Here is a 19,307-nt window from a genome sequence, read left to right as displayed (position 1 = left end):
GCAATCCATGAAAGCACCGGCAAAGGAGCCTTCACGACGATGACGGGCAAGCTCGAAACCTATCAACGCATGCGGCGTTTCAACGAGACGCCTGAGCCGTCGGGAGAGAAGACCGCCGCGCGCCGGGCGTCGCGCGCGAAAAAGCCCGCGAAACAGGCACTTTCCTTCGTCATTCAGGAGCACGATGCCCGTCGTCTCCACTATGACTTTCGACTGGAACTCGACGGCACGCTCAAGTCATGGGCAGTGCCGAAGGGACCGAGCCTCGATCCGTCGGTGAAGCGGCTGGCGGTGCATGTCGAAGATCATCCGATCGATTATGGCTCGTTCGAAGGCGCTATTCCCGAGGGGAATTACGGCGCGGGCAGCGTCATCGTATGGGATCGCGGGACGTGGGCGCCGCAGGCAGGCGGCCCCGAGGACGCCGCGCGCGAGTACGAAAAAGGCAAGCTCAAGTTCGTCCTCGACGGCGAAAAGCTGCAAGGCGGCTGGACGCTCGTGCGCAGTCACATGCGCGGCAGCGGCGACAAGGAGCAATGGTTTCTCATCAAGGAGCGCGACGACGAAGCGCGGCCCGAATCGGAATACGACGTTCTCCTGAAGAAACCGGGAAGCGTGTTGTCCGATTCGCTCGGCGCGCGGCTCGAGAGCGGCGAGCTGCGCGACCGCACCGAACGCAAGGTGAAGCCGGCGGCGCGGCGAACGGTTCCGCGTGCGGCGAAAGCCGCAAGCGACAAGGCCGACGGCCACGCGCATCCGGATATCGTCGCGACACGCAATGCGGAGTCGTTGCGCGCGCTGTCGCATGATCCGGCGATCGAAGGCGCAGTCAGGGCGAAGCTCCCCGCGCTGCTCAAGCCGCAACTCGCAACGCTCGTCGATGCCGCGCCGCCCAGCGACGAATGGACCTATGAAATCAAGTTCGACGGCTATCGCGTGCTTGCGCGCATCGAGCAATCGAACGGCAAGCGCGACATCCGCATCTTCACGCGCAACGGCAACGACTGGACAGCCAAGTTTCCGAAGCAGGTCAAGGCGCTGGAGAAGCTCGATATCGAAAGCGGATGGCTGGACGGCGAAGCCGTCGTGCTCGACGATCGCGGGCTGCCGGATTTCCAGGCGCTGCAAAACGCGTTCGATGTCGGTCGTCCGCAGGGCATCGTCGTGTACTTCTTCGATCTCGCGTTCCTCAACGGCTATGACTTGCGCAATGTGCCGCTCGTGCAGCGTCGCGCGTTGTTGAAGGCGATTGTCGAGCCGGTTGACGATCCCGCGCTGCGTTATTCCGAAGACTTCGCCTTCAGCGCCGACGATCTGCTGAAGAGCGCGTGCGACATGTCGCTGGAAGGCATCATCGGCAAGCGAATCGACAGCACGTATGTATCCGGGCGCAGCAATTCGTGGATCAAGCTCAAGTGCCGCCGGCGGCAGGAGTTCGTCGTGTGCGGCTATTCGGAGCCTTCGGGAAGCCGCGGGCAGTTCGGTGCGCTGCTGCTCGGCGTGTATGACGGCAAGGGCAAGCTGCAATATGCGGGACGAGTCGGCAGCGGCTTCGACCATGCGACGCTCGTCGCGGTGAAAAAGGAACTCGACAAGCGCGAGACGGATCGGATGCCCTTCGAGCGCGAGCCGCAAGAGCGCAGCCGCACACCCGTGCATTGGGTGAAACCGGAACTCGTGGCCGAATGCAATTTTGCGGAATGGACCAAGGAGCGCATCGTGCGACAAGCATCGTTCGTCAGTCTGCGCGACGACAAGCCGGCGCGGCAGATCGTGAAGGAAGAGGCGGCATCGGCGGAGAAGGTGGAAGCGGAGGTCGAAGACGACACGGCTAAGAAGCCGAAAGCGCGCAAGACGGCGGCCAGGAAAGTGGCGGTAAAAGCGCCGGCGAAATCGGCGTCGAAAAAGAGCGCGACCGAGGTGGAAGGCGTGAAGATAAGCCATCCTGAACGTGTGATCGATAAATCGACGGGCCTCACGAAGCTCGATGTCGTCGAGTATTACGCGTCGATCGCCGAATGGATGCTGCCGCATCTGCAGGACCGTGCCGTGTCGCTGGTGCGCGCGCCGGACGATATCGGCGGCGAGCTGTTCTTTCAGAAGCACAGCGCGAGGCTCGCGATTCCGCATATCACGCAGCATCCGGATGCCGACCCCGACCATCCGCCGCTGCTGACGGTCGAGTCGGCGCAGGCGCTCGTCGGCACCGCGCAAATGGGCACGATCGAATTGCATACGTGGAACTCGGTGATCTCGAACATCGAGAAGCCGGATCGCATGGTGTTCGACCTCGATCCGGGAGAAGGCGTCGGCTGGGACCGCATGCTCGAAGCCGCGAAACTCACGCGCGACCTGCTGAATGAACTGGGGCTCGCGTCGTTCTGCAAGACGAGCGGCGGCAAGGGCGTGCACGTGGTCGTGCCGCTTGCGAAGCAGGCCGGCTGGGACGAGATGAAGGGCTTTTCGCAGGCGGTCGCGCAGCATATGGCGAAGACGCTGCCGAAGCTCTTTTCGGCGAAGATGGGCATGCAGAACCGGCGCGACAAAATCTTCATCGACTATCTGCGCAACAATCGCGGCTCTAGCACGGTCTGCGCATTCTCGCTGCGCGCCCGGCCCGGCATGGGCGTGTCGATGCCCATCGCCTGGGACGAACTCGACGACACCACGAGCGGCGATCAATGGAACATCGGCAACGCGCGCGCGCGCATGGACGCGCTCGGCGCCGATCCGTGGGAAGGCTATGCGAAAGCGCGCCAGCGGCTCACCGTGCAGATGAAAAAGCGGCTGGGCATCGGCGGATGAGCACATCGACGCGAACTCTGGACATCGACATGAAACCGACGAACGAATCGCCCAAGGACGAGCCTGAAGAGGAGGCCGCCAGGCCGCCGCTGCCGCACGAAACCGATCAAAGCGCGCAGTCGCAAGCGGAAGAGGAGCCGCGCGATATCGGCAGGCAGGCGCATGAGGACATCGAACGCGGACTTGTCGATACCGACCGGCGCGGCAATCTCGATGGCGACGGCCAGCCCGCGCAGTGAACCGAATAGTGAGTTTTCGGGTAGGGACAGCGCTTTGCTGCGCGCAACGTGCATGACATCGCGGCGGCCGGTTGCGTAGAATGATTCTCTGTCTCAGAAAAGGGCGCAGCGCTGCGCTCTTTTACCGATTCGCCCCGCGACGACATCGTCGAATCGGTAAGCCCTTCCCATCAGCATGCCTCTCGCCGTATCGCCGGCGCCGCAGCCGACACGATCAAACAATGCGACATGACCTTCTGTCACGCCTGAAGAACGAAACCACCGCGTGCCACACACGGCTGGAGAATTCACTCGATCTGATGCGCGACGATCTGCAACGCGACGAATACATCGCGCTACTGCAACGCTTCCATGGCTACGTTGCGCCGTGGGAGGACGCGATCGGTGCGCGTCTGCCCGCATCGCTGCGGGCGTTCTTCGACGAGCGCCGCAAGACGCCGCTTCTCGCCGCCGACATTGCCGCGTTGACGGGCCAACCCGCGACGCCCGAGCTTGCCGATGCAAGCGCCGCGCTGCCGCCTGTCAACAATATCGGCGCGGCGTTCGGCTCCATGTACGTGATGGAAGGCTCGACGCTCGGCGGGCGCTTCATCGCGCCTCACGTCGCGCGCCTGCTGCAACTGGAGCCGGGCGTCGGCAACCGCTACTTCGACGGATATGGCGCGCGCACCGGCAGCATGTGGAACGCGTTCCGCGAAACCGCCGCGGCGACGGTCCCCGAAGCGCAGTACGACGCGGCCGTGAGCGCCGCCATCGCCACGTTCGAAAGCCTGCAGTCGTGGCTGTGCGTTGAACCGCTGGAAGCGCCGGCGTCATCCGGAGCCGCCGCATGAGCGATAACCCCGGCGCGCCGCGTGCTCCCAACGAGGGCGAGGCGCGAAGCGCAGGCCCGCCCGACGCCGAAGCGCGCCGCCGCACGCTCGATTCGGGCGTCGTCGGCGAGGATTGCGGCGCCGAACCCATCCATGTTCCCGGCGGCATCCAGCCGCACGGTTATCTGCTCGTGCTCGAGGAGCGCAGCGCCGGCGCGGCGGGCCCGCGCATCGTGCAGGCGAGCGAAAACATCGCGGAACTGACGGGCGACAGAGCCGAAGCGCTGCTCGGCAAGCCGCTCGATGCGCTCGTCGATGCCCGCGGCGCCGAGCGCATCGTGCAGGCGGCATCGACGATGGAAGTGGACGACTCGCCGCTCTACGTCGGCTCGATGGACATGCAGCACAGCGGCCCGGTGCGTCTCGACGTGACGATTCACCGGCACGACGGCGCGCTGATTGTCGAAATGGAAGCGGCCGCGCCATCCGGCGAATCCGCGTTCTCGCCGATGTATCCGCTCGTGCGAACGTTTGCGCGCGGCCTGCAGAACGCCGAGTCGGTTCAGGCGCTCGCCGAACTCGCGGTGCGGGAAGTGCGGGCGATCAGCGGCTTCGGCCGCGTGCTGCTCTACAGCTTCGATGCGCAAGGGCGCAGTCACGTGCTCGCGGAGGACCGCGACGCGCAGTACGCGTCGTTCCTGCATCAGTTCTTTCCGGCCTCCGACATTCCGCCGCAAGCCCGCGCGCTGTATCTGCGCAACCGCATCCGCCTCGTTTCGGACGTCAACTACGTTCCCGCGCGCCTCGTGCCCGAACGTCATCCCGTCACGGGCCGCCCCACGGATCTGACCTACGCGGCGCTGCGCAGCTTCTCGCCGGTGCACCTCGAATACATGCGCAACATGGGCACGCATGCGTCCATGTCGGTGTCGATCGTCGTGCGCGGCAAGTTGTGGGGGCTGATCTCCTGTCACGATCACAATCCGCGCAAGGTGCCCTTCAGCACACGGCTCGCGATCGAGCATCTCGGCAACATGCTGTCGCTTCAGATCGAGGCGAAGGAAGAACGCGCCGAGGCCGAATATCTGGCCGAGCTGCGCCGCACGATGGCCCTCATGATCGCGGCGATGGGCGAGCAGGAGAGTTTCGTCGCGGGGCTGCGCGGCGTGCCGAAGGACGTGCTGAGCTTCGCGCGTTCGGCGGGCGCGGCCATCGTGATGAACGATCAGGTCACGCTGATGGGCGCGACGCCCGATGAAGACACCGTGCGCGCGCTCACGGACTGGCTCGCCGAGAACACGTCGGGCGTCTGGGCGAGCGATTCGCTCGCGCGCGAATGGCCGCCGGCGAAGGCGCACGAGGACACGGCGTGCGGCGTGCTCGCGGTGCCCGTATCGCAGATTTTTCGGAACTACTTGCTGTGGTTCCGGCCGGAACTGATGCAGACCATCAGATGGGCCGGCGAGCCGGTCAAGCTGCGCGGGGCGGACGGCGCGAGCGCGCCGCGCACGAACTTTAGCCCCTGGCTCGAGACCGTGCGCGGACATTCCGCGTCATGGCGTCAGGGGGAGCTCGAAATCGCCAGCGAGCTGCGCGGGGCGCTGCTCAACATCGTCCTGCGGCGGGCGGAAGAACGCGCCGAACTCGCGACCGAACTCGCGCGCGCGAACAAGGAGCTGGAAGCGTTCTCGTATTCGGTGTCGCATGACTTGCGCGCGCCGTTGCGTCACATCGCCGGTTACGGAGACTTGCTGCGCGAACAGGAGGGCGAGCGCATGTCCGAGAAAAGCCGGCGTTTCCTGAACAACATGCTGGAGTCGGCGCGTTTCGCGGGCACCCTCGTCGACGATCTTCTGACGTTTTCGCAGATGGGCCGCGCGGCGCTGCGCCCCGCGCCGGTCGATCTCGGGCAGCTGGTGCGTTCGATCGTGCAGGAATTCGAGGCGGACACGCCGGAGCGGCGCATCGACTGGGTGATTCGCGACCTGCCGCGCGTGACCGGCGACGCCGCGTTCCTGCAACTCGCGCTGCGCAACCTCATTTCGAATGCGGTGAAATATACGAGAACGCGGGAATCGGCGAAAATCGAGATATTCGCGACCCGCAGCGGCGAGGAGCACATCATCGGCGTGCGGGACAACGGCGTCGGCTTCGACATGAAATACGGGGCCAAGCTGTTCGGCGTGTTCCAGCGGCTGCATCGCGCGGAGGAATTCGAAGGGACGGGGATCGGGCTTGCCAACGTGCGGCGCATCATCGAACGGCACGAAGGGCGCACGTGGGCCGAGGGGCGGCTGGGCGAGGGAGCGGTGTTCTACTTCTCGCTGCCGGTCGAATTCCGCAGCCTGACCGGCCGCGAGGCCGCCCGCCCGTATTCCGCCGCGCCGCCGCATCCGCAGCGTCAGTAACGAAGTCAACAACAGACCATGCTCAAACCCATACTGCTCGTCGAAGACAATCCGAACGACCTCGAGCTGACCCTCGTCGCGCTCGGCAAGAGCCAGCTCGCCAATGAAGTGATCGTCGCCCGCGACGGCCAGGAAGCCATCGACTATCTGACAGGCGCCGGCGACTGGGCCGACCGCACGCCCGGCAATCCGGCGGTCATCCTGCTCGACCTGAAGCTGCCGAAGATCGACGGTCTCGAAGTGCTCGACATGATTCGCTCGAACGCGGCGCTCAAGAGCATCCCCGTCGTGATGCTGACTTCGTCGCGCGAGGAGCAGGACCTGATTCGCAGCTACGAACTCGGCGTGAATGCGTACGTGGTGAAGCCCGTGGAGTTCGCGGAATTTGTCGAAGCGATCAGCGATCTCGGCGTCTTCTGGGCCGTGCTCAACGAGCCGCCGCCGGGCTCGACGCGTTTTCGCCGACCGCTGGCAGGACAATGAACGCTGTGCTCATGCCCGCCATCCCGACGCCACCCGTGCCGCTTGCGCCATCCATGCCGTTCGTGCGCCCGCTCTTTCGCGAGGCCGCCTAGATCATGCAGCCCCTGCAACTGCTTCTCGTCGAAGACAACGCGCTCGATGCGGAGCTGACCATCGCCCAGCTAGAACGCGCCGATTACGTCGTGGAGGCGTCGATCGTCTACGATTCCGCGAGCTTCATCGGCGAGCTCGAAGCGCGGCGCTTCGACGTGATCCTCGCCGATTTCGTGATGCCCACGTTCTCCGGCATCGAGGCGCTGTCCATTGCGAGCGAGCGCGCACCGGATACGCCGTTCATCTTCGTGTCGGGCCTGCTCGGCGAAGAGCACGCCGTCGACATGCTGAAGCGCGGCGCCACCGACTACGTGCTGAAGCAGCGCCTGCAGCGGCTGCCCGCCGTCGTGCGCCGCGCGATGCGCGAGTCGGCGGAACGTGCGCAGCGCATCGCGGTGGAGCGCGCGCTGCGCGAAACGGAAACGCATTTCCGTCTGCTGATCGACGCGCTCAAGGACTACGCCGTCATCACGCTCGATCCGGAAGGGCGCATTCGCACGTGGAACGCGGCGTCCGAGCGCATTCTCGGCTTTCCGCCGCAGGACGTGCTCGGGCAATCGGCGAGCATTTTCTATAGTCACGACGACCGCGAAGCCGGCGTCTTCGATAACGAGCTGGAAACGGCGCGGCGTGAGGGCAGCGCCTCCGACGACCGCTGGCTCTGGCGCAAGGACGGGCATTCGTTCTTCGCATCCGGCGTGACGACCGCGATCCGCACCGAACAGAACGAGCTCATCGGCTTCTCGAAGATCGTGCGCGATGCGACCGACGCCCACATGGCCGCCGACGCCTTGCGGCTCGCGAAGGACCAGGCGGAGTCGGCGAACCGCGCGAAAGATCATTTCCTCGCGGTGTTGTCGCACGAATTGCGCACGCCGCTCACGCCGATTCTCGCCGCCGTGCGCCTGCTCGAAATGAAGCACTCGCTGCCGCGCGAGGCGCATCCGACGCTCGATCTGATCCGCCGCAATGTCGAACTGGAGGCGCGCCTGATCGACGATCTGCTCGATCTGACGAGCATCGCGCGGGGCAAGCTCAGCCTGAACTTCGCGAGCGTCGCGCTCGACACGCTGCTCACCAGCGCGCTCGACATGTCCGAAGCCGACTTGCGCGCGAAGAACCTGACGCTCGAAACGAAGTTCGAAGCGACGCGCTTCGTCGTTTCGGGCGATGCCGCGCGGCTCCAGCAAATCGCGTGGAACCTGATGAAGAACGCGGTGAAGTTCACGCCGGCGGGCGGGCGCATCGAAGTGCGCACGTGGAACCCGGACGAAGCGACCATCGCGGTGTCGGTGACGGACAGCGGTATCGGCATCAGCGCCGAAGCCTTGCCGCGCATCTTCTCGGCGTTCGAACAAGCCGACGATTCGATCACGCGCTCGTTCGGCGGACTCGGCCTCGGACTCGCGATCGCCAGCACGCTCGCGCAGAAGCACGGCGGCACGCTGTCCGCCTACAGCGACGGCCGCGATCAGGGCGCGCGCTTCACGCTGACGCTGCCGCTCGCCCGCGTGCAGCCGGCGCACGAGCCCGCGCCGCTGCCGCAGGCCGCCCAGCAGGAGCCGGGCAGCGCGCTCCGGGTGCTGCTCGTGGAGGACAACGAGCAGACGTCGTCGGCGATGGCGGAAGTGCTCGACATGCTGGGCCACGACATCACCGTCGCGACGACCGTTGCCGAGGCGCTCGAATGCGCGAGGCGCGGCGCCTTCGATCTGCTCGTGAGCGATATCGGCTTGCCGGATGGCACCGGCCTCGACATCGCGCGCGCGTGGACGACGCTTCAGCCGGGGCGGCCGTCGGTCGCGATCACCGGATACGGCATGGACGAAGACATCCGCCGCTGCCGCGAAGCAGGGTTTCGCGATCATCTGACGAAGCCCGTCAACTTCGCGCGGCTCGAAGCATTGATTCAGTCGCTGGCGGACGAACTCACGCGATAAGTCCATGTGAAAAATTGCGCTCCGTGCGCGGATCGGTGTCGATTGGCGGCATGCTTGCTCGTCGTAGCGTTGATGCGTTGTTTCCACCGTTCGTTCACGGAGCCGATATGTCGCAATCGCCATCCCCTGTCAAGGCCATTCCCGAAGACATGCACTCGCTGACCCCGCACATCGTGTGCGCGGGCGCGGCCGAGGCCATCGAGTTCTACAAGCGCGCGTTCGGCGCCATCGAGACGGGGCGTCTGCCCGGACCCGATGGCAAGCTGATGCACGCGATGATCCGCATCGGCGATTCCGCGCTGATGCTCGTCGACGAAAATCGCGACTTCGGCCTGCTCGGCGCGACCGCGCTGAAGGGCTCGCCGGTCATCATCCATCTGTATGTCGAAGACGCCGACGCCACCGTGAAGCAGGCGCAAGCCGCCGGCGCGCGCGTGATCATGCCCGTCGCCGAGATGTTCTGGGGCGACCGTTACGGGCGTCTCGAAGATCCGTTCGGGCATCAATGGTCGGTCGCGACGCATGTGCGCGATGTCAGCCCCGCCGAAATGCAGAAGGCCACGTGCGGTCATCGGGAATGACGCGCGCCGCGTGTTGACGAACAGCACGAAGGAGGAGCGCATGGACAAGCGCATCAGCAAGATTTCGCCCTGTCTCTGGTTCGACGGCAATGCGCAGGAGGCCGTCGACTTCTACGTCAGCGTGTTCAGGAACGCGCGCATCACCGATACCTTGCTTCATAACGAAGCGAGCCCAGGTCCGGTCGGCAAGCTGCTCGCCGTCCAGTTCGAACTCGATGGCGAAGCGTTCCTCGCGCTCAACGGCGGGCCCGAATTCAGCTTCACGCCGGCCATTTCGATGTTCGTCCAGTGCGACGATCAAGCCGAGATCGACCATTACTGGGACAAGCTGCTCGACGGCGGCGAGGCAATGGCCTGCGGGTGGCTGACCGACCGCTTCGGCGTGACATGGCAGATCGCGCCTCGCCGCCTGCTCGGCATGCTTCAGGATGCGGACCCGGCGAAGGCGAATCGGACGATGGCGAAGATGCGCGAGATGATCAAGCTGGATATCGCGGCGCTGGAGCGGGCGTATCGCGGAGAATGATCAGGCGCGGCGGTTCTTCTTCTGCCGCTCGATCAGCCTGGCCGCCATGAACCGGTGATCCGGCGAGAAAAGCCGCAGGTAAGTCAGCACGACGGCGCCGACCACGCCCAGCCCCGACGCCGCCGCGATCAGAAACATGATGACGATCTGATACCGCACCGCCTGCAACGGCGATTGCCCCGCGAGCACCTGGCCGGTCATCATTCCCGGCAGGCTCACGAGGCCGACGACGGCCATTTGGTTCAGCGTCGGGATCATGCCGGCGCGCACCGCCTGCCGCGCGGGACCTTGCGCCGCTTCCCAGCGGGTCGCGCCGAGCGCAAGCGACATTTCGACGGCCGCGCGTCCCGCCGTCAGTTCCTCCGTCATCCGTTCGATCCCGAGCGATACGCCCGTCAGCGTATTGCCGAGGATCATGCCGAGAATGGGGATTGCGTACTGCGGCTCGTACCACGGGTGGATGCGGATCACCGCGAACAGCCCGAACGCGCCGATCAGCCATGAGCTGCCCCATATCGATAAGAGGCTGTCAACGCGCTGGCCCGCATACGTGCGCCGCCCGCGATTCGACGCCGCGAGGCCGGCGATCACCGTCATCAGCGCCATCAGCGGCAGCACGACGGTCCAGCGGCTGAACGCGAACACCCAGCCGAGCACATAGCCGACCAAGAGCAGTTGCACGACGGTGCGCACCGCCGCGATCAGAAGCCGCCGCTCCAGTCCGAGCCGGAGCGCCACCGAAAGCGCGCCGTTCACGACGATCAGCGCCGCCGCGAGCCCGATATCGAACAGGCTGAGAGTCTGGTAGCCGTTCATTGCGCGCCCTCACGTTCGGCGAGCAGGCCGGCGGTCATCGTGAGATGCCGCGTGGCGACGCGGCGAGCCTGCCCGATATCGTGCGATACCCAGATGCACGCGCGCTCGCCGCCATCGAACCAGTCGCCAACGAGCGCCTCGATGGCGCGCGCCGAAGCCGGATCGAGCGATGCGGTCGGTTCATCGAGCAACAGCACGTCGGGCGAAAGCTGCAGCACGCGCACGAACGCGGCGATTTGCGCTTCGCCGCCGGACAGCTCGCTTGCCGGCTTGTCGAGAAAATCCGCGCCGCGACCGGCTGCGTGCGCCAGCCGCGCGGCGATGTCGCGATCGAAACGTTCATCGCGGTAGACCTTCAGCGTATAGGGATAACGCAGGTTGTCTTCGACGCTGCCATCGAGCATCGCGGGCCGCTGCGCGATATACGCGACGCGCCGCCGATACGCCGGTATGCCGGACCGCGCGATGCGCTCGCCTCGCCACGCGATGAAGCCCTCGTCGCACGGATCGAGCAGGGCGAGCGTGCGCAGCAAGACGCTCTTGCCGGAACCCGACGGCCCGGTGATCGACACGCGCTGTCCGGCGTCGAGCGTGAAGTCGGTCGGCTGCAGCAGCAAGGCGCCGCGCGCCGCATCGCGGCGCACGATGCCGTTCGCGGCGACGAGCGGCGCAATTGAAGTCTGCATTCGTTCAATGTGGGGAAGGTTCCGGTGTCGCGCCATCTTACGCGCCATGCCCGCCATGCCAACCGGGCATGCCTTGTGCTGGCGGATCGTCAATCAGCAAAAAACGGATGGAGCCGATATGGCGCAAGCCCCAACCGCCGGGCACAACGGGAATGACCCCCGCAAGAACGCCGGCAAGAAGGTCGGCAAGATCGTCGCATGGATCTTCGCGGTCCTTGCCATTCTGATCGCGATCCTCGTGGTCTTCTTCCTGACGTTCGACTTCAACCGTTTGCGTCCCTGGGTCGACGACAAGGTGACGCAGGCCATCGGCAGGCAGTTTCACATCACCGGCGATCTGAAGGTCGGCTGGCGGAGGCCGCCGAACGAAACCGGCTGGAAACGCTGGGTGCCGTGGCCGCGTTTTTCCGCCGAGAAGATCACCATCGCCAATCCCGACTGGGCGCGTCAGCAACATTTTGCGACGCTCGATGAAATCGACTTTCAGGTAGCCGTGCTGCCCTTGCTCGCGCACGACATCGTCATTCCGGCGATCAATCTGGTGAACCCGTCCGTGGATATCGAGCGCCTCAAGGACAATCGCAACAACTGGACGTTCAAGTTCAGGCAGTTGACGGAGCCGTTGACGTGGAATCTGAAGCTCGGCGATATCTCGCTTGCGAAGGGCACGATCGCCGTGCGCGACGAAGTGACGAAGGCGGACATGAACATCGTCGTCGATACGCTCGGCCAGGCCGTGCCGATCGGCGAAGTGATGAAGCAGCAGGAAGCGGCATCGGCGAAGTCGTCGGCGGAAATGGTCGGCAAGGGCGGCGCCGCCAAGCTCGAAAAGCAGGCCGACGCGGCGGCGGCGTCCGAGGCTTCGGCGGCATCGGCTGCGGCATCGGCTGCGGCGGCGAATGCATCGGCGCCGAATCCGGCGAGCACGTCGGCGCAGCAGAGCATCACGACGAAGAACGCGGAGAAGCCGCCCGTTCCACCGTATGCCTTCGGCTGGACCGCGAAAGGCACGTACAACGGTGGCAAGGTGTCGGGCGAGGGCAAGCTCGGCGGTGTGCTCGCCGTGCAGGACGCGAAGCGCCCGTTCCCCGTGCAGGCCGACGTGCGTCTTGGCGATACGCATATTGCATTCGTCGGCACCGTGACCGATCCGGCGCATCTCGCCGCGCTCGATCTGCGTTTGTGGGTGCAGGCGGTCAGCATGGCGCATCTGTATCCGTTCACGGGCGTGACGCTGCCCGAAACCCCGCCGTTCGCCACGGAAGGCCGGCTGACCGGGCAATTCCGCGAAGAGGGCAATGTCTTTCATTACGAGAACTTCACCGGACGCGTGGGCGGCAGCGACATCAACGGCTCGCTCGTCTATGCGGCGAGGAAGCCGCGACCGCTGTTGCAAGGCGAACTGGTGTCGCATCTGCTGCAGTTCTCGGACCTCGCACCGATCATCGGCGCCGATTCGAACGCGAGCAAGGCGAAGCGCGGCGAGGCGGAGAAACAGCCGTCCGCGAAGGCGCTGCCGACGGAGGAGTTCAAGACGGATCGCTGGAAGGCCATCGACGTTGACGTGAAGTTCACCGGCCAGCGCCTCATCAAGGACCCGAAGCTGCCCATCACCGATCTCTATACGCACGTCATCATGAAGAACGGTGTGCTGTCGCTGGAGCCGCTGAAGTTCGGCGTCGCGGGCGGGACGTTTGCATCCAATATTCATCTGGACGGCAGCAGTGCGCCGCTGAAGGGCAAGTTCTCGGCCGAGGCGCGGCATCTGAAGCTGAAGCAGCTTTTCCCGACGAACAAGACGATGCAATCCGCGCTCGGCGAAATCAATGGCGACGCGGCGCTGTCGGCCACCGGCAATTCACCGGCGACGCTCGCGGCGACATCGAATGGCGAAGTGAAGGCGCTCGTCACGCAGGGCACGGTGAGCCGGCTGTACATGGAAGCGGCGGGCCTGAACGTGGCGAACGTGGTCTATGAAAAGCTATTCGGCAAGCGCGACGTGAACATCAACTGCGCGGCGGCGGACTTCGTCGTGACGGACGGCGTGCTGGATTCGCGCGTGTTCGCCCTCGATACCGACGACGCGGTCATCAATGTCGACGGCAATATCAACCTGAAGACCGAGGACATGGACCTGAGCATCCATCCGCACACGAAGGGCTTCCGGGTGTTCTCGCTGCGCTCGCCGCTCTATGTGAAGGGCACGTTCAAAGACCCGAACGTCGGTGTGAACGTCGGGGCGCTGGCGGTGCGCGGCGGGGCGGCGGTCGGCCTCGGGCTCATCAATCCGTTTGCCGCGCTGATTCCGCTCATCGCGCCGAGCAACAACAAGCCGCTGCCTTGCAACCAGATGCTGGCCGACATCCGCAAGGCGCCGACCGCGCCGCCCGCGGGCCAGAAGCAGAAGGCAAAAGCGGCGCCCGCCTATATGTCGTCCGATGCGGCGGCGAGCGGCGCTGCTGCGCAAGGCGCCGGCAAGGGCGCCAGGAAGCCGGCGGCGCCGGCCGGGGCGAGTGCGGCGCAGTATCGGGGAAGCTGAAGCCGTCAGGCGATGACAGACGGCTCACGACAGGCGGCTCAGGCTCGTTGCCTGAGCTTCTCTATCCACAGCTCGCGGAGCGTCGAGTACGTCTGCATGTATTCCTCACGTCTCGTGAGCGCGGCCATCTTTAGCGCGTCGAGCACGATCATCCCGCGCCTGTAATCTTCGCTGCGGCCATACAGCAACCCCAGCGGGATAGGGTTGATGCTTTCGACACGCCACTGCGGTTGCGTCGACAAGATCAGCGAGACCAGCCGTTCGATAACGAATATCTTCTCGGCCACGATTCCGCTGCGATACGGCCGTCCCGAGTTCAGCGACTTGCCGAGCGGCGTCTCGTTCCGCTCCGCTTCGGCGAAGAGCTTCTCGGCCAATTCCAGCCAGCATCGCCAGAAGGCGGGTTTAGCGAGAAAGTAGTTGCAGAAGATGGTGTTGGTCGAGTCCATCACGAGTTCCTCGATCCGGACCTCGGGCATGAGCCACTTCACGGCCTCCGCGTAGACAGGCCAGCTCTCGGCGAAGTCGAGCGCGCCCTGGATGAACACGTTGCGGTTCAGCGCCCCGGCGTCGAAGAAAGGAGAAAGCGAGATGACGTCTGTCGCATCCGGTACTGCCTGCGCGAAGTCATGGACGCGAGATGAATCGAGACCGGACTTGGGGCCGAACTGCGGGGAGAGGAACCCGTAAAACTCATTATCGTTCAACGGGGTGTCGAGCAAGAAGCGCCGTATCGGCCAGTATTCGTACCAGTCCGACCGGCCGTGGGTGTTATCGAGTGGGATGAAGCCGGGGTCCAGCGCGTTTCTGCTATCCGGAGAGCAGAAGATCTGGTAGATGCTGGCCTTTGGCATGCTGGACGTGCTGAGAGGGCGGGCAAAGGTTGCGTAAGGGTACTGAACGAATTCGAAAGCGAAAGGAGCATAGAGGATGCGCTCTCATCAGTCTGTTCGTCCTTCTCCTAAACCCAGTGCGACGATACCCGCCCGGTCAGACCCAGCCAATCAAACCGAGATTCCCGGCCCGCCGTTGCTGCCGAGCAGCCGTTCGACTGCATCGGCATCCTGATAATCCTGCTCGGGGAGGCCATCGAACACGGTGATGACATCGTTGCTGACGCCCGCTTCGCGCGCTGCATCGACGAGCGCATCCTTGTTGGCGGGGTAGGTCACGCGCTGCAGGACCTGGGCAATTTCGTCGTCGATCGGTTCGTCGTTCAAGCCGTGTTCGTGGGATGGCTGATCCGTCATCGTGGCGTCCTTTGGATGTTATTGAATTCCGGAAGCTGCGCGCGAGGCACTCAGGCACTCAGGTCTGCACCTGGATCGTCTGGCTTGCCATGCCGCGGCTCGGCGCGCGCGACTTCGGCAGCGGCACGTGACGCCAGCGGGCGTGGTCGAGACTCTGCGCCGAGATGTCGGGCGCGGGCGGTGCGACCGGCGCGGCATTGAGGCGCAACGCGGCGCGCGTCGCCGATGCGACGGCCACCGATCCGTCCGACGAACTCGTATGCAGCGGCGCCGCGTAGCACGACACCGAGACAAGAGCCATCGACAACAACGTTGAGGTCTTCATCGGGCAACCCCTCCTCACGTAAGCAGCGAGTATCACGAAGCAAGGGCTATGCCGATGCCGTACTCGCCTGCCTTCCGCACGTTCGGGAGCAATAGGCCCGGGCGCACGGGCGCGACGAGCGGGCGTCGCGCGACCATACTTCGAGTGATGTGTGAACTCGCGCAAACGACGATTGCAGCGCGCGGTTTTTCGCATGCACGGGTAATGCGCCACCAAATTGCATGCGTTTCAGCGCGGCGTCGGGTTCAGCCGAAAGTATGCGTCGAGAAGCGAGGTCTTGTACACGACGCCCAGCAAGAGCGGTTCGCTTCGCCGTTCGACGACCGGCAGCCGCTCGCCCTGAAACGCGAGGAAGTGCTGCAACGCCTCGCCGAGCGACATGTCCGGCGTGAGCACGTCGAAATGCGGCTGCAGATAATCGGCGGCGGTTTTCGTGGCGGTATCGTGCTCGTCGAGCAGATCGGACGTGATGTCCTTCAGCGCGACGACGCCACGAAAGTGCCCGGCTTCATCGGTCACGTACAGATACTTCACCGGATACTCGAGGAACACACGCGTCATGTCCTTCACGTTCGCAGTGAGCGGGACGACGGTATCCGCGGGCTTCACGAGCTCGCGCATCTGCGTCGCCGCGAGGCGCAGGCGCTCCTTCTCCTCGCGCGTGCGACGCAGCGTGACTTCGTACATCGACGTCTGTTCGGACGTGCGCGCGATGAAATACGCGACCACGCAGGAGAGCATCAGCGGCAACACGACCTGATACGAGAGCGTCATCTCGAAGATCATCAGGATCGCCATGAGCGGGGCGTGCGTTGCGGCGGCGAGGAACGCGCCCATGCCGACCATCGCGTAGGCGAAGGGCGCGGAGGTCGCATGCGGCCAGACCGTATGAACCACGATGCCATACAGGCAACCGAGCACCGCGCCGACGAAAAGCGTCGGTGTGAAGATGCCGCCGACCGCGCCGGAGCCGGTCGTCGCGGCGGTCGCGATGATCTTGAACACGAGCACGGTGAGAAGCGCGGTCCACGTCCACGGCTGATGCAACAGCGAGTTCACCACTTCATAGCCGTTGCCCCAGACTTCGGGCCACCAGATCGAGATGATGCCGACGATCAGACCGCCCAGCGCGAGACGCAGCGGTAAAGGCAGCGGCAGCAGCGAGAAGCGTTTCCTGGACGCCGCCAGCAGCCGCAGAAAGTGCGGCGCGAGCGTGCCGCATAACACGCCCAGCACGACGAACAGCAGGACTTCCACGCCGGCGATCGTCGGGAACACCGGCATCTCGTACGGCGGGCGATATCCGGCGAACTCGCGCATCGTGATGTTAGCGACGACCGACGATACGACGACCGGACCGAAGCTCTCCATCGCCATGGAGCCGAGCACGATTTCCGTGACGAAGAACGCGCCTGCAATCGGCGCGTTATACGCCGACGTGATGCCCGCCGCCGCGCCGCACGCGACGAGCAAGCGCAGGCGCGGTGGATCGAAGTGAACCCATCGCCCGATCAGCGACGATACGAGCGCGGCGAGCTGGACCATCGATCCTTCTCGGCCGATCGAGCCGCCGCTCGTGATCGTGAACAGCGACGACAGGCTGCGCCAGATGCTTTGCCGCACGGGCACGGCGCCATCGCCGATGGTGACCGCTTCCATGTAGTCGGTGTTCGCGTTCTTCCTGGCGTGACGCCGCGCGGCGATCAGGCAGAAGCCCGCGACGAGCCCGCCCGCGGCGGGCAGCACGGCTCGCACGGGCCAAGGCAGGATATTCGCGAGCGCAACGAGTCCCTCCGAGTGATTCCCGAGCAGCCGTTGCGTCAGCGCGATGCCTTCGCGGAACACCGTCGTCGCAAGCGCCCCCGCCACGCCGACGACGACGGCCCAGATGAGCATCGTGTGCGAGTCGGACAGGCGAAAAAGCTGTTGGGCGCGCGTGCGCAGCTTGAGCAGGAACGAAAGCACGTTTGCTGTTTATCTGAAATGCTTAGAAGGAAATGGAATATCGAGCGCTCGCAAGGATAGCATTGCGCGGCGGGCATGAAAAAGCCCGGCTCGTGAGACCGAGCCGGGCTTCATCGCGCTGGCCGATGTCGCGCTCCGTGGCGCGTCACCACTTCGGCGCGAACGACGGATTGGCGTTGCGCTTGCCTTCGTCGAGCGCGTCGATTTTCGCGATATCGTCGGCATCCAGCTCGAGCTTTTGCGCGTCCCAGTTGATCTGCTGATGCTCCGCATTCGTCGATGCCGACAGCACCACGATATCCCGCGACAACAGCCATGCGAACGTGACTTGCGCGGGCGTTGCGCCATGTTTGGCGGCGATCGCCCTGATCGTCGGATCGTCGTGCGCGCGGCCTTCGCCGAGCGGCATGTAGGCAGTCACCTTGACGCCGAGCCGTTGCGTGGCTTCGACGAGCGCGCGGTTCGCGAGGAACGGGCTCACCTCGATCTGATTCGTCACGATCGCGCTGCCGCCCGGGGCATTCAGCGCCTCTTCGAGCAGCGGCGCGGTGAAGTTCGACACGCCGTAATGGCGGATCAGCCCCAGTTGCTGCGCTTCCTGCATCGCGGCGAGCGTCTCGGCGATCGGCACGGCACTATCCGGCGATGGCCAGTGCACGAGCGCAAGGTCGATGGTGCCGATGTCCAGTTGCGCATGACTGTCCTGCAGGCTCGCGATCAGCTTGTCGCGCGCGAGCCGCTCCCACCAGACCTTGGTCGTCACCCAGACGTCTTCGCGGGGAATGCCCGAATCCCTCACGCCCTGACCGACGGCGGCTTCGTTCTTGTAGAACTGCGCAGTATCGATGTGCCGATAGCCGATCTGCAAGGCGCTCCTGACTGCGTTCACCGTTTTCGCGGCATCGACGCGAAACGTGCCGAGACCAAAGGATGGAATCGTTTCGACCATTGTGGCTCCTTGTGATGAGTGAGTATGCATCCACCGGATGCGAGGACTACTTTGCGTCCTGATCGAGTTCGGGATAGTGGCGGAAAATGCCCGATTCGTTGAACGGGGTGCGCCGCTCCGATTCGACGTACGTAGCGACGTTGGGCCGCGCGAGCACGGCGTCGTGCAGCGCCGAGACTCGCGGGTAATGTTCGGTGAAGGTCTTCATCGCACGGGGGAATGCATAATGCAAACCTTCCACGAGCTGGAAGATCGACAAATCGACGTAAGTGATCGTGTCGCCGATCATCTGCGTGTCGCCGTGCGGATTCTGCTTGAGGATGCGCTCGAAGTATCCGAAGAATTTCGGCACGCGCTTTTCGATGAAATTCCGCGCGCGAATCTTCGCGGCGTCTTTCTGGTCTTCGTAATACAAGTCGGTTGCGAGCGGATGATGCGTGTCATGCACTTCGGCGACGAAGTCGGCGATCGTCAGTTGCAGTCCATGCGCGACGTAACGCAAGGCTTCATCCTTCGGCGCGAGATTCAGCTTTGGTCCGAGATACAACAGGATGTTCGCGACATGCGGCACGATGAGTTCACCGTCTTTCAGAAACGGCGGCGCAAATGGGATTTGCGGCTCGGTCTTGCTGTTCATCAACTTCATCATGGCATCCGTGCCATGACCATCCTTCTTTGATCCGCGCGCGACGTCGATGTACTCCGCGCCCGCATCTTCGAGCGCGAGCCGCACGAATTCTCCGCGTCCCTGCAGACCGTCCCAGTAATAGAGTTCGTAAGCCATGCGTGAGCTCCTCGTCAGTGATGCCGCACGCGGCGGCGTTGCCGGCAGTCGCCTATTGAAGCACGACTGCGAGCAACGGCTATTCCTGTGTTCTGCATGCGCCCAG

General features: G+C 64.5%; 17 protein-coding genes. 9 read left to right on the top strand and 8 right to left on the bottom strand.

Translation table 11 applies throughout. The annotated features are described in order from the left end of the window. The first annotated feature begins 39 nt into the window (after positions 1-39). From ligD to P9255_RS26655, 8 genes are all read left to right on the top strand, one after another. On the top strand, positions 40-2,805 hold the full coding sequence (gene ligD, locus P9255_RS26690) for a DNA ligase D (protein ID WP_309764755.1): 2,766 nt from the start codon (positions 40-42) through the stop codon (positions 2,803-2,805). Between the two features lie 29 nt (positions 2,806-2,834). Next, the gene (locus tag P9255_RS26685) at positions 2,835-3,044 is read left to right on the top strand and encodes a hypothetical protein (protein WP_309765500.1); all 210 of its coding nucleotides are present in this window, start codon (positions 2,835-2,837) and stop codon (positions 3,042-3,044) included. Positions 3,045-3,265: 221 nt separating this feature from the next. Beyond that, positions 3,266-3,877 carry a biliverdin-producing heme oxygenase gene (locus P9255_RS26680; protein WP_309790688.1) on the top strand — a complete coding sequence of 204 codons (612 nt, stop codon included), beginning with the start codon at positions 3,266-3,268 and terminating at the stop codon, positions 3,875-3,877. After that, entirely contained in the window at positions 3,874-6,264 is a 2,391-nt protein-coding gene (locus P9255_RS26675; protein ID WP_309764757.1) for an ATP-binding protein, read from the top strand. The genes P9255_RS26680 and P9255_RS26675 overlap by 4 nt, the downstream gene beginning before the upstream one ends. Positions 6,265-6,282: 18 nt before the next feature. Continuing rightward, positions 6,283-6,747 carry a response regulator gene (locus P9255_RS26670; RefSeq protein WP_309764758.1) on the top strand — a complete coding sequence of 155 codons (465 nt, stop codon included), beginning with the start codon at positions 6,283-6,285 and terminating at the stop codon, positions 6,745-6,747. A gap of 95 nt (positions 6,748-6,842) precedes the next feature. Beyond that, entirely contained in the window at positions 6,843-8,780 is a 1,938-nt protein-coding gene (locus tag P9255_RS26665) for a response regulator (protein WP_309764759.1), read from the top strand. Between the two features lie 107 nt (positions 8,781-8,887). Then, positions 8,888-9,361: a VOC family protein gene (locus P9255_RS26660; protein ID WP_309764760.1), complete on the top strand. Its 474-nt coding sequence runs from the start codon at positions 8,888-8,890 to the stop codon at positions 9,359-9,361. 40 nt (positions 9,362-9,401) lie between these two features. Then, positions 9,402-9,887: a VOC family protein gene (locus P9255_RS26655; RefSeq protein ID WP_309764761.1), complete on the top strand. Its 486-nt coding sequence runs from the start codon at positions 9,402-9,404 to the stop codon at positions 9,885-9,887. Here P9255_RS26655 and P9255_RS26650 read toward each other — a convergent pair whose 3' ends face one another. Both P9255_RS26650 and P9255_RS26645 read right to left on the bottom strand, forming a co-directional pair. After that, complete coding sequence (locus P9255_RS26650) at positions 9,888-10,703, bottom strand: ABC transporter permease (protein ID WP_309764762.1); 816 nt, start codon at positions 10,701-10,703, stop codon at positions 9,888-9,890. Next, entirely contained in the window at positions 10,700-11,389 is a 690-nt protein-coding gene (locus P9255_RS26645) for an ATP-binding cassette domain-containing protein (protein ID WP_309764763.1), read from the bottom strand. Before P9255_RS26645 ends, P9255_RS26650 begins: the two co-directional genes overlap by 4 nt. Before the next feature lie 118 nt (positions 11,390-11,507). On the opposite strand from P9255_RS26645, the gene P9255_RS26640 reads away from it, so the two are divergent. After that, positions 11,508-13,928, top strand: coding sequence for an AsmA family protein (locus tag P9255_RS26640; RefSeq protein WP_309790687.1), 2,421 nt, complete (start codon positions 11,508-11,510; stop codon positions 13,926-13,928). Between the two features lie 38 nt (positions 13,929-13,966). On the opposite strand, the gene P9255_RS26635 is transcribed toward P9255_RS26640, so the two are convergent. The 6 genes from P9255_RS26635 to P9255_RS26610 form a co-directional block, all read right to left on the bottom strand. Then, a complete protein-coding gene (locus tag P9255_RS26635; protein WP_309764765.1) occupies positions 13,967-14,782 on the bottom strand; it encodes a hypothetical protein in 816 nt (271 codons plus the stop codon). Between the two features lie 150 nt (positions 14,783-14,932). Next, positions 14,933-15,178 (bottom strand): DUF2795 domain-containing protein, encoded by a 246-nt coding sequence (locus P9255_RS26630; protein WP_309764766.1) that lies wholly within the window; start codon positions 15,176-15,178, stop codon positions 14,933-14,935. A gap of 58 nt (positions 15,179-15,236) precedes the next feature. Further along, entirely contained in the window at positions 15,237-15,503 is a 267-nt protein-coding gene (locus tag P9255_RS26625; RefSeq protein WP_309764767.1) for a hypothetical protein, read from the bottom strand. Between the two features lie 228 nt (positions 15,504-15,731). Beyond that, positions 15,732-17,468: a ClcB-like voltage-gated chloride channel protein gene (locus P9255_RS26620; RefSeq protein ID WP_309764768.1), complete on the bottom strand. Its 1,737-nt coding sequence runs from the start codon at positions 17,466-17,468 to the stop codon at positions 15,732-15,734. Positions 17,469-17,613: 145 nt separating this feature from the next. Next, positions 17,614-18,417: an aldo/keto reductase gene (locus P9255_RS26615; RefSeq protein ID WP_309764769.1), complete on the bottom strand. Its 804-nt coding sequence runs from the start codon at positions 18,415-18,417 to the stop codon at positions 17,614-17,616. Positions 18,418-18,463: 46 nt separating this feature from the next. Further along, the gene (locus P9255_RS26610; protein WP_309764770.1) at positions 18,464-19,201 is read right to left on the bottom strand and encodes a glutathione S-transferase family protein; all 738 of its coding nucleotides are present in this window, start codon (positions 19,199-19,201) and stop codon (positions 18,464-18,466) included. Positions 19,202-19,307: the final 106 nt, after the last annotated feature.

The sequence above is a fragment of the Caballeronia sp. LZ019 genome (assembly GCF_031450825.1).
Taxonomy (GTDB): Bacteria; Pseudomonadota; Gammaproteobacteria; order Burkholderiales; family Burkholderiaceae; genus Caballeronia.
The sequence above is the reverse complement of the archived record's forward strand: the minus strand, read 5'-3'. Positions and strand labels throughout refer to the sequence as shown.

What these genes read in the sequence shown, in the direction of transcription:
- ligD (WP_309764755.1), top strand. Translation starts at nt 40, where the DNA reads ATGACGGGCAAGCTCGAAACCTATCAACGCATGCGGCGTTTCAACGAG.
- P9255_RS26685 (WP_309765500.1), top strand. Translation starts at nt 2,835, where the DNA reads ATGAAACCGACGAACGAATCGCCCAAGGACGAGCCTGAAGAGGAGGCC.
- P9255_RS26680 (WP_309790688.1), top strand. Translation starts at nt 3,266, where the DNA reads ATGCGACATGACCTTCTGTCACGCCTGAAGAACGAAACCACCGCGTGC.
- P9255_RS26675 (WP_309764757.1), top strand. Translation starts at nt 3,874, where the DNA reads ATGAGCGATAACCCCGGCGCGCCGCGTGCTCCCAACGAGGGCGAGGCG.
- P9255_RS26670 (WP_309764758.1), top strand. Translation starts at nt 6,283, where the DNA reads ATGCTCAAACCCATACTGCTCGTCGAAGACAATCCGAACGACCTCGAG.
- P9255_RS26665 (WP_309764759.1), top strand. Translation starts at nt 6,843, where the DNA reads ATGCAGCCCCTGCAACTGCTTCTCGTCGAAGACAACGCGCTCGATGCG.
- P9255_RS26660 (WP_309764760.1), top strand. Translation starts at nt 8,888, where the DNA reads ATGTCGCAATCGCCATCCCCTGTCAAGGCCATTCCCGAAGACATGCAC.
- P9255_RS26655 (WP_309764761.1), top strand. Translation starts at nt 9,402, where the DNA reads ATGGACAAGCGCATCAGCAAGATTTCGCCCTGTCTCTGGTTCGACGGC.
- P9255_RS26650 (WP_309764762.1), bottom strand. Translation starts at nt 10,703, where the DNA reads ATGAACGGCTACCAGACTCTCAGCCTGTTCGATATCGGGCTCGCGGCG.
- P9255_RS26645 (WP_309764763.1), bottom strand. Translation starts at nt 11,389, where the DNA reads ATGCAGACTTCAATTGCGCCGCTCGTCGCCGCGAACGGCATCGTGCGC.
- P9255_RS26640 (WP_309790687.1), top strand. Translation starts at nt 11,508, where the DNA reads ATGGCGCAAGCCCCAACCGCCGGGCACAACGGGAATGACCCCCGCAAG.
- P9255_RS26635 (WP_309764765.1), bottom strand. Translation starts at nt 14,782, where the DNA reads ATGCCAAAGGCCAGCATCTACCAGATCTTCTGCTCTCCGGATAGCAGA.
- P9255_RS26630 (WP_309764766.1), bottom strand. Translation starts at nt 15,178, where the DNA reads ATGACGGATCAGCCATCCCACGAACACGGCTTGAACGACGAACCGATC.
- P9255_RS26625 (WP_309764767.1), bottom strand. Translation starts at nt 15,503, where the DNA reads ATGAAGACCTCAACGTTGTTGTCGATGGCTCTTGTCTCGGTGTCGTGC.
- P9255_RS26615 (WP_309764769.1), bottom strand. Translation starts at nt 18,417, where the DNA reads ATGGTCGAAACGATTCCATCCTTTGGTCTCGGCACGTTTCGCGTCGAT.
- P9255_RS26610 (WP_309764770.1), bottom strand. Translation starts at nt 19,201, where the DNA reads ATGGCTTACGAACTCTATTACTGGGACGGTCTGCAGGGACGCGGAGAA.